Annotated in this window: 7 protein-coding genes and 2 pseudogenes; 4 read left to right on the top strand and 5 right to left on the bottom strand. The window is 70.1% G+C overall.

Annotated features, from left to right (window positions below; all coding sequences use genetic code 11):
* Positions 1-111 precede the first annotated feature (111 nt).
* Positions 112-1,059: a M28 family metallopeptidase gene (locus FPZ41_RS43045; RefSeq protein ID WP_152869931.1), complete on the bottom strand. Its 948-nt coding sequence runs from the start codon at positions 1,057-1,059 to the stop codon at positions 112-114.
* A gap of 247 nt (positions 1,060-1,306) precedes the next feature.
* Complete coding sequence (locus FPZ41_RS43040) at positions 1,307-1,840, bottom strand: winged helix-turn-helix transcriptional regulator (RefSeq protein ID WP_322621468.1); 534 nt, start codon at positions 1,838-1,840, stop codon at positions 1,307-1,309.
* Positions 1,841-1,848: 8 nt separating this feature from the next.
* Between FPZ41_RS43040 and FPZ41_RS43035 the strand changes: the two are divergent.
* Positions 1,849-3,207, top strand: a pseudogene (locus FPZ41_RS43035) (MFS transporter); the annotation flags it as partial.
* 32 nt (positions 3,208-3,239) lie between these two features.
* On the opposite strand, the gene rarD reads toward FPZ41_RS43035, so the two are convergent.
* Complete coding sequence (gene rarD, locus FPZ41_RS43030; protein ID WP_152869930.1) at positions 3,240-4,337, bottom strand: EamA family transporter RarD; 1,098 nt, start codon at positions 4,335-4,337, stop codon at positions 3,240-3,242.
* Positions 4,338-4,521: 184 nt separating this feature from the next.
* Positions 4,522-5,376 (bottom strand): SDR family oxidoreductase, encoded by an 855-nt coding sequence (locus FPZ41_RS43025; RefSeq protein WP_152869928.1) that lies wholly within the window; start codon positions 5,374-5,376, stop codon positions 4,522-4,524.
* A gap of 93 nt (positions 5,377-5,469) precedes the next feature.
* Between FPZ41_RS43025 and FPZ41_RS43020 the strand changes: the two genes are divergently transcribed.
* From FPZ41_RS43020 to FPZ41_RS43010, 3 genes are all read left to right on the top strand, one after another.
* Positions 5,470-5,871, top strand: coding sequence for a winged helix-turn-helix transcriptional regulator (locus tag FPZ41_RS43020; RefSeq protein ID WP_152869926.1), 402 nt, complete (start codon positions 5,470-5,472; stop codon positions 5,869-5,871).
* A gap of 282 nt (positions 5,872-6,153) precedes the next feature.
* On the top strand, positions 6,154-6,789 hold the full coding sequence (locus tag FPZ41_RS47605; protein ID WP_228023391.1) for a DUF6082 family protein: 636 nt from the start codon (positions 6,154-6,156) through the stop codon (positions 6,787-6,789).
* 186 nt (positions 6,790-6,975) lie between these two features.
* A complete protein-coding gene (locus FPZ41_RS43010) occupies positions 6,976-7,233 on the top strand; it encodes a hypothetical protein (RefSeq protein WP_131572262.1) in 258 nt (85 codons plus the stop codon).
* Positions 7,234-7,291: 58 nt separating this feature from the next.
* On the opposite strand, the pseudogene FPZ41_RS43005 reads toward FPZ41_RS43010, so the two are convergent.
* Positions 7,292-7,502 (bottom strand): annotated as a pseudogene (locus FPZ41_RS43005) (2-oxoacid:ferredoxin oxidoreductase subunit beta); the annotation flags it as partial.

The raw sequence follows: 7,502 nt of genomic DNA, 5'->3' as shown, positions 1-7,502 counted from the left end.
CCCCGGGGCCGTGCCGAGCCCCTCCCGAGCCCGTCCCGGGGCCGGCACAGACCGCTGACGGACCGGCCCCGGGACGTACAGACACCGTTCAGGGTCAGTCAGGTCAGCCGGCTATGACGACAGCTCCCACACCGCATACGCCAGCGCGTCCCCGTTCCGGTCCAGCGCCGTGTCGTTGATGTTGGACGTCGTGTCGCACGAGGAGTGGTAGCAGCGGTCGAAGGACTGCCCGGCCGTACCGCCCCACTTGGTGACCTGCGCGGCGGTCTTGGTGCGGCTCGCGCCCGTGAACAGGCCGCCGACGGGGACGCCCGCGCTCTTGAAGGGGGCGTGGTCGGAGCGGCCGTCGCCCTCGGTCTCGATCTCCGTGGCGACGCCGATGCCCGCGAAGTAGTCCTTGAACGTCTGCTCGATCGTCGGGTCGTCGTCGTACACGAAGTAGCCGGGGTTCGGCGAACCGATCATGTCGAAGTTCAGGTAGCCGCTGATGCGGTCGCGGTTCGCGGAGGAGAGGTTGCTGACGTAGTAGTTCGAGCCGACCAGGCCACGCTCCTCCGCGCCCCACCAGGCGAACCGGAGGTGCTTCGTGGGCTGGTAGTTGGTGCGCGCGACGGTGAGCGCCGCCTCCAGGACGGCCGCCGAGCCCGAACCGTTGTCGTTGATGCCGGGGCCCGAGGTGACGCCGTCCAGGTGCGATCCCGCCATGATCACCTGGTTGGCGTCGCCGCCCGGCCAGTCGGCGATCAGGTTGTAGCCGGTGAGACCACCGGAGGTGAACTGCTGGACGGTGGTGGTGAACCCGACCGCGTCCAGCTTGGCCTTGACGTAGTCGAGGGACGCCTTGAAGCCGGGGCGCCCGTGCGCTCTGTTGCCACCGTTCGCGGTGGCGATGGACTGGAACTGCGTGAGATGGGCCTTGACGTTGGCCACGGGCAGATCGGGTGCGGCGGCGGCCGCCTCGGGGGCGGGTGCCGCCCCGGCTATCGATCCGGTGGCGAGCAGCGTGACGGCCGCGACGACGGCAGCGGCCGTGGCACGCCCGGGAACGGAGAGCTTCATGAGTGGGGGGCTCCGAATTCCGTAGGGATTCAAGGGCCGCCGCGGGGTTCATGGCGGACCCACGGTGAATCCACAGTGAATGGGTGCCTCGGATGGTGCTGCTGTGACTGACTGAGCGTCAAGAGTGCTATTCAGTCAGGGGTGTTCGTATACCGGTCGACGAGGAGACTTCCATCCGGTTACCGAACCTCCGCGCTCACCGAACCTCCGCGCTCACCGAACCTCCGCGCTCACCGAACCTCCGCGCTCACCGGGCTCGCCGCGCCGCTTCCGACTCCCGGGTCGGAGCTTCCGCTTCCCGGGCCGCCGCCTCAGGCTTCCGCGCCGCCGCTTCCGCCTCCCGTTCCGCCATTTCCGCCTCCCGAGCCGCGTCGTACGCCTCCCGGGCCGCAGCGATCTCGCCCTGGTGGTCCTCCGTCCACATCACGAGGGAACGGATGGTGGTGTGCAACGTCCGGCCCAATGGGGTGAGTTCGTAGTCCACGCGCGGCGGCACCACCGGATGGACCGTCCGCTTCACCAGCCCGTCCCGCTCCAGCTGCCGCAGCGTGACCGTCAGCATGCGCTGGCTGATCCCGTCGATCTCGCGCCGCAGCTCCGTGAACCGCCAGCACCGCCCGTCGAGCAGGGCGATGACGAGCAACGACCACTTGTCGGCAACGCGATCGAGGATCTGCCGTACCTGACAGTCCTCCCGGGTGTCCCACTGGAAGGGATCCGGGTCCCCGTGGTCCACGGTGCCTGCGGGATTACTCGGTGACTTCGAAGTGCCTACTTCCACGTCTGCCGATGGTGGCGCAGGCTGGGGCTGGTTACAAGAGGGAACCGACCCTCAGATCCGTAACCGTCCCCTGTCGCCAAGGAGTTGGACCAGCCATGCCCGAACGCCCGGACACCTCCCCGGATGTCCGCGGGGACACCGGCACGAGCCCTCGTATGGACCTCCGTGCCCGCGCCCTCCTCCTCGTCCTGTGCGGGACGATCTTCCTGGAGGGCATCGACATCGCCATGCTGGCGGTCGCCGTCCCGTCCATCAGGGCCGATCTCGACCTGCCCACCGACACGGCGGCCTGGGTGATGAGCGCCTACGTGCTGGGCTACGCGGGCTTCACCCTCCTCGGCGGACGTGCCGCCGACCTGCTCGGACGGCGCCGGATGTTCCTCGGCTGGCTGGCCGTCTTCCTCGTCTTCTCCGGCCTCGGCGGCTTCGCGACCGACGGCTGGACCCTGATAGTCGCCCGCTTCGTGACGGGCGTCGCGGCCGCGTTCATGACGCCGGCGGCACTGTCCCTCATCACGACGTCGTACGAGGAGGGGCCCCAGCGCAACAAGGCGCTGCTGGTCTTCGCGGGCACGGCAGCCGGCGGCTTCTCCCTGGGCCTCGTCGTCGGCGGCCTGCTCACGGAGCTCGGCTGGCGCTGGGTGTTCTTCGCCCCGGTGCTGCTCGCGGCCGCGATCCTGGCGGCGGCGCTCCGGCTGGTCCCGAAGGGCGAGCGGACGCCGGACTCCCAGGGACGCACCGGAGGCTTCGACCTCCTCGGCGCGGTGACGGCCGCCGCGGCCATGCTGCTCGCCGCCTACGCCGTCATCCGCCTCGAACACGGCCTGGACGGCTGGCCGCTCACGGCGGGAGTGGCGGTCGCGGCGGTACTGTTGGCCGCCGTCTTCGTGGCCGTCGAGCGCCGGGCCGCGAAGCCGCTCGTCCGGCTCGGCATCCTCCGTACCGGATCGGTCGTCCGGGCCGACCTCGGCGCGCTGCTCTTCGTCGGAGCCTTCTTCGGCTTCCAGTTCGTGCTGACTCTGTACCTGCAGGAGTTGCGTGGCTGGTCCTCGCTCCAGACGTCGATCGCGCTCGTCGTGCTGGGTTGTGACGCGGTCCTCGCGCCCACGCTGACCCCGCGCCTGGTCGCCCGGTACGGCAACGCGCGGGTGATCCTCGGCGGCTTCGCGCTGGCGATCGTGGCGTACGGGCTCTTCCTCCCGGTCGGCATGGACTGGTCGTACGCGGCGATGTTCCCGACCCTGGTCCTCGGCGGTGTCGCCTTCGCACTGGCCTACGGGCCGCTGACCATAGCGGCGACGGACGGTGTGGCCGAGGAGGAACAGGGGCTGGCGAGCGGACTGCTGCACACGTCGACGCAGTTCGGCTCGGCGATCGGGATCTCGGCGGTGACGGCTGTCTACGGCTTGGCGTCCGCCGGACGGGATGCGGGCCCGGATATGGGCCCGGATATGGGCCCGGATATGGGATCGGGCACGGCACCCGGCACGGGCTCGCCGACGGTGGCCGAGGCGGCGGCGGAGCTCTCGGCGTTCCGCGCCGCGCTGACGGTCCCCGTCGTCATGGTGGTGCTCGGCGCGCTGATCTCGCTCCTGAGCGTGCGGGCCGCCCGGCGCGCGGTGCGCAGCGCGTCCCAGGTCAGCAGCGACAGCGCCAGCCACACCAGCGCGAAGCCCGCCCAGCGCTCGGGCGGCATGGCCTCGCGGAAGTAGAGGATGCCGAGCAGGAACTGGAACACGGGCGCCAGGTACTGCAGGAGCCCCAGCGTGGACAGCGGCACCCGGATCGCGGCCGCGCCGAAGCAGACCAGCGGCAGCGCGGTGACGACCCCGGTCGCGGCCAGCAGCGTGGCGTGCCCCACGCCATAGGCCCCGAACGTGGAGTCGCCCTGGGACCCCAGCCACAGCAGATACCCCAGCGCGGGCAGGAACTGGATCGCGGTCTCGGCTGCCAGCGACTCGATGCCGCCGAGGTTGACCTTCTTCTTCACCAGGCCGTACGTGGCGAAGGAGAAGGCCAGGCAGAGGGAGACCCACGGCGGTCGGCCGTACCCGACCGTGAGCACGAGGACGGCGGCGAAGCCGACGCCGACCGCCACCCACTGCACCGGCCGCAGCCGCTCCTTCAGCAGGAGCACACCGAGGGCGATGGTCACCAGCGGGTTGATGAAGTAACCGAGGGACGCCTCGACCACCTGGCCGGCGTTCACGGCCCAGATGTAGACGCCCCAGTTGACGGTGATGACCGCCGCGGCCACGGCGACGAGCCCCAGCCTGCGCGGCTGGCGCAGCAGCTCACCGGCCCAGGACCAGCGCCGCAGCACCAGCAGCGCGGCACCGACGAGGACCAGGCACCAGGCCATCCGGTGGGCGAGGATCTCGATCGCCCCGGCGGGCTTCAGCAGAGGCCAGAAGAGGGGGACGACCCCCCACATGCCGTATGCGGCGAACCCGTTCAGCAGCCCTATTCGATGCTCGCGCCTCGACTGCCCGGTCAACGGCCCCTCCTCACTCGAAGGGCCGCATCAGCGCAGCCCTGACGAAGGTAACGCCGACCGCCCCCGCCTGTCATGCCCGTATCGCTATACGGTCATGACGGACAGGGGTCCGGGAGCCGTGAAGGAGACGCTCAGGGGCGGGCCGGGGCGCGCCGGGCCAGGGCGGGGCAGGCTGGGCCGGGCCTCAGGCCTTCAGCGCGACCGCGATCGAGTCGGCGATCGGCGTGGTGGGCCGGCCGGTCAGGCGGGACAGGTCACCGCTGGTGCCCGCCAGCTCGCCCTTCTCCACAGAGGCGTCGACGCCGACCAGGATCTGGGCGAACGGCTCGGGCAGCCCGGCGCCGGTCAGGATGCCCGCGTAGACGTCGGCGGGTACGGAGTTGTAGACGATGTCCTTGCCGGACTGCTTGGCGATCTCGGCCGCGTACTCGGCGAAGCTGTACGCGGTGTCGCCGCTCAGCTCGTACGTCTTGTTCTCGTGTCCCTCACCGGTCAGTACGGCGACGGCGGCGGCCGCGTAGTCGGCGCGCGAGGCGGAGGCGACCCGGCCCTCGCCCGCGGCCTGGACGACGGCGCCGTGCTCCAGCACCGTGGCGAGCTGCTCGGTGTAGACCTCGCTGTACCAGCCGTTGCGCAGCAGCACGTACGGCAGACCCGACTCCAGGAGCACCTGCTCGGTGCCGCGGTGGTCGTCGGCGAGGGCGGCCTTCAGGGCGCCCGGGGCGCTGGTGTACGCGAGGAGCGCGACGCCGGCGGCCTTGGCGGCGTCGATGACGACCTTGTGCTGGCCGACGCGGTCCTTGCCGACCTCGCTGCCGGAGATGAGGAGCACCTTGTCACCGGCGGAGAAGAGGCCGTCGAAGGTTTCGGGGGTGTTGTAGTCGGCGACGGCGATCCGTACTCCGCGGGCCGCGAAATCGGCGCCCTTCTCCTCGCTGCGCACGACGGCGGTGATCTGCTCGGCCGGGACCTTCTCCAGCAGGCCCTCGATGACGAAACGGCCGAGGTTCCCGGCGGCGCCGGTGACGACGATGCTCATGATCAGACAACTCCTAGGTGGGGTGGCTCTGCCGCTAACCCTAGGAGGTGCACTAACTCTTCGAAAGTACCCACTTTGAAGTAAGGTACTGGCATGCCCGTAAGTGCTGTCACGACGAATCCGCCCGCCGGTAAGTACGACATGGGCGAGGCGATGTGTCCGTACCGCCTCGTCCTGGAACACATCACCAGCCGCTGGGGCGTCCTGGTCCTGATCGAACTCCTGGACCGGCCGTACCGCTTCAGCGAGCTCCGCCGGGTGATCGGCAGGGTCAGCGAGAAGATGCTGACGCAGACGCTCCAGACCCTTGAACGCGACGGCCTGGTCCACCGCGACGCCAAGCCGGTGATCCCGCCGAGGGTCGACTATTCCCTGACCGACCTGGGCCGCGAGGCCGCAGAGCAGGTCCGCTCGCTGGCCATGTGGACGCATGAGCGGATGGGCGAGGTGGAGAAGGCTCGGGAGGCGTACGACACGGCGAAGGGGCGGGGCTGAGCGCGGCCTCTGAGTGAGGCCTTTGAGCGAGGCGTCTCAGCGCGGCCGACCCGTCTGTCCCGGCCCAGGGTGCAAGCGGAGGTGGACGGCGCCCACGGGGCACACACGGGTCAGGCCGGCGGTCGATGTACAGGCCATATCCACCCGTGCGCCCCCCTCTTGCCTCTCACGTCCGCTGGAACCGCCGGGCAGGCTGTGGGAGGGGTGGTTTCGCCCACCGTGCGCCGGCCCGCCAATGCCACCGGCCGGGCAGTACGGCTACCGTACGGGGAGACGCTTGACATGGCCACAGTGACTCCGGCTGCGCGACGGATCGGGTCCGCGGTGGTGGCGGCTCTCGGTCTGATGCGGGCGCCGTTCACGGCGCGCGGCAACCGCCACCGGCGTCAGGAGGAGCTCACGCTGGAACTCCTCGCCAAGCTCACGTTCATCGCCGAGGGCATCGAGCACATGGCGCAGGAGATCCACCGCACGAACCTGATCCAGCAGCACCGCCTGGTCACGGAACAGCTGGACCGCGCGATGGACGACCCCTCGCTCGCCGCCGCCCTGTCCACCCTGAACGGGATCTCCGACCTCAAACGCCGTCAGATGATGTTCGCCAACCGCGAGTACGGCACGATCCTGCTCGCCCACCGCATCGGCTACGTCGACTGGAACGAACTGCTCGGACACCTGCGCATGCTGTCCCGCAACGAGGTCTTCGCGGAGTACTGGGAGCGCACGGTCGAGCACCGCAGGAGCCTCCCCGAGGAGTCCCTGGAGGCCCGGGTCGGCAGAGCCGTCGACACCATCATGGAAGAACTGGCCGACGACCCGGACGAGTGGTGGGTGGTCGGCCCCGCGCCCGATCCCGCGCCCATGCCCGGGAACGCGCCTGGTCACGCACCCGAGCCCCGGGACGAGAGCGAGTCCTGAGCCTGCTGTGATGCTCTGTTACGCCGTTTGCTCGGAGCGGTTGTGGAGGCTCGAAGGGTTGGGGAGGAACGAGTCGGGTCATGAATTTTTCCGGGGTCACCGTGACCCCGGGGGTGCGTCAGTCGTTATGGGGCGCCACCCCCAAACCCGGGGCTCCACCGCCCCGAGTGAGAGGGGACCGCACCGTTGCGCAATGAGCTCTCGTCCGCCCGCATCACCCGCCGCCTCGGTGACTCGCCCCGACAGCGGGGGAGCCTGACCGGCGAGTCCTGCCCAGACCTTTTTGAACTCACCGACGGCAACTTCGCCGTCATCGGAACCGAAGCCACCGCCGCCCTCGACCCCCACCTCCCCTCGGACGCGGCCAGAGCCGACTACGAGCGCATCGTCGTCATCACGCGCGAGACCCTCATTCGCGCGAAGCGGGACATCCCCGACGCATGACGCACGGAGGGCCTGGGGGCGAACAGCGGCCCAGGCCCTCGAAGACGGGTACTGATGGTCAGCCGACGACCGTCCAGGTGTCCCCGCCGGTCAGCAGTGCTGTGAGGTCGCCCTTGCCGTTCTGTTCGATCGCGGTGTCCAGTTGTTCGGACATCTGGTGGTCGTAGACGGGCCGGTCGACGGAGCGGAGGACGCCGATGGGGGTGTGGTGCAGGGTGTCGGGGTCGGCCAGGCGGGAGAGGGCGAAGGCGGTGGTGGGGGAGGTGGCG

Origin of the sequence: Streptomyces acidicola (assembly GCF_009377235.1) — a bacterium.
Taxonomy (GTDB): Bacteria; Actinomycetota; Actinomycetes; order Streptomycetales; family Streptomycetaceae; genus Streptomyces; species Streptomyces acidicola.
The sequence above is the reverse complement of the archived record's forward strand: the minus strand, read 5'-3'. Positions and strand labels throughout refer to the sequence as shown.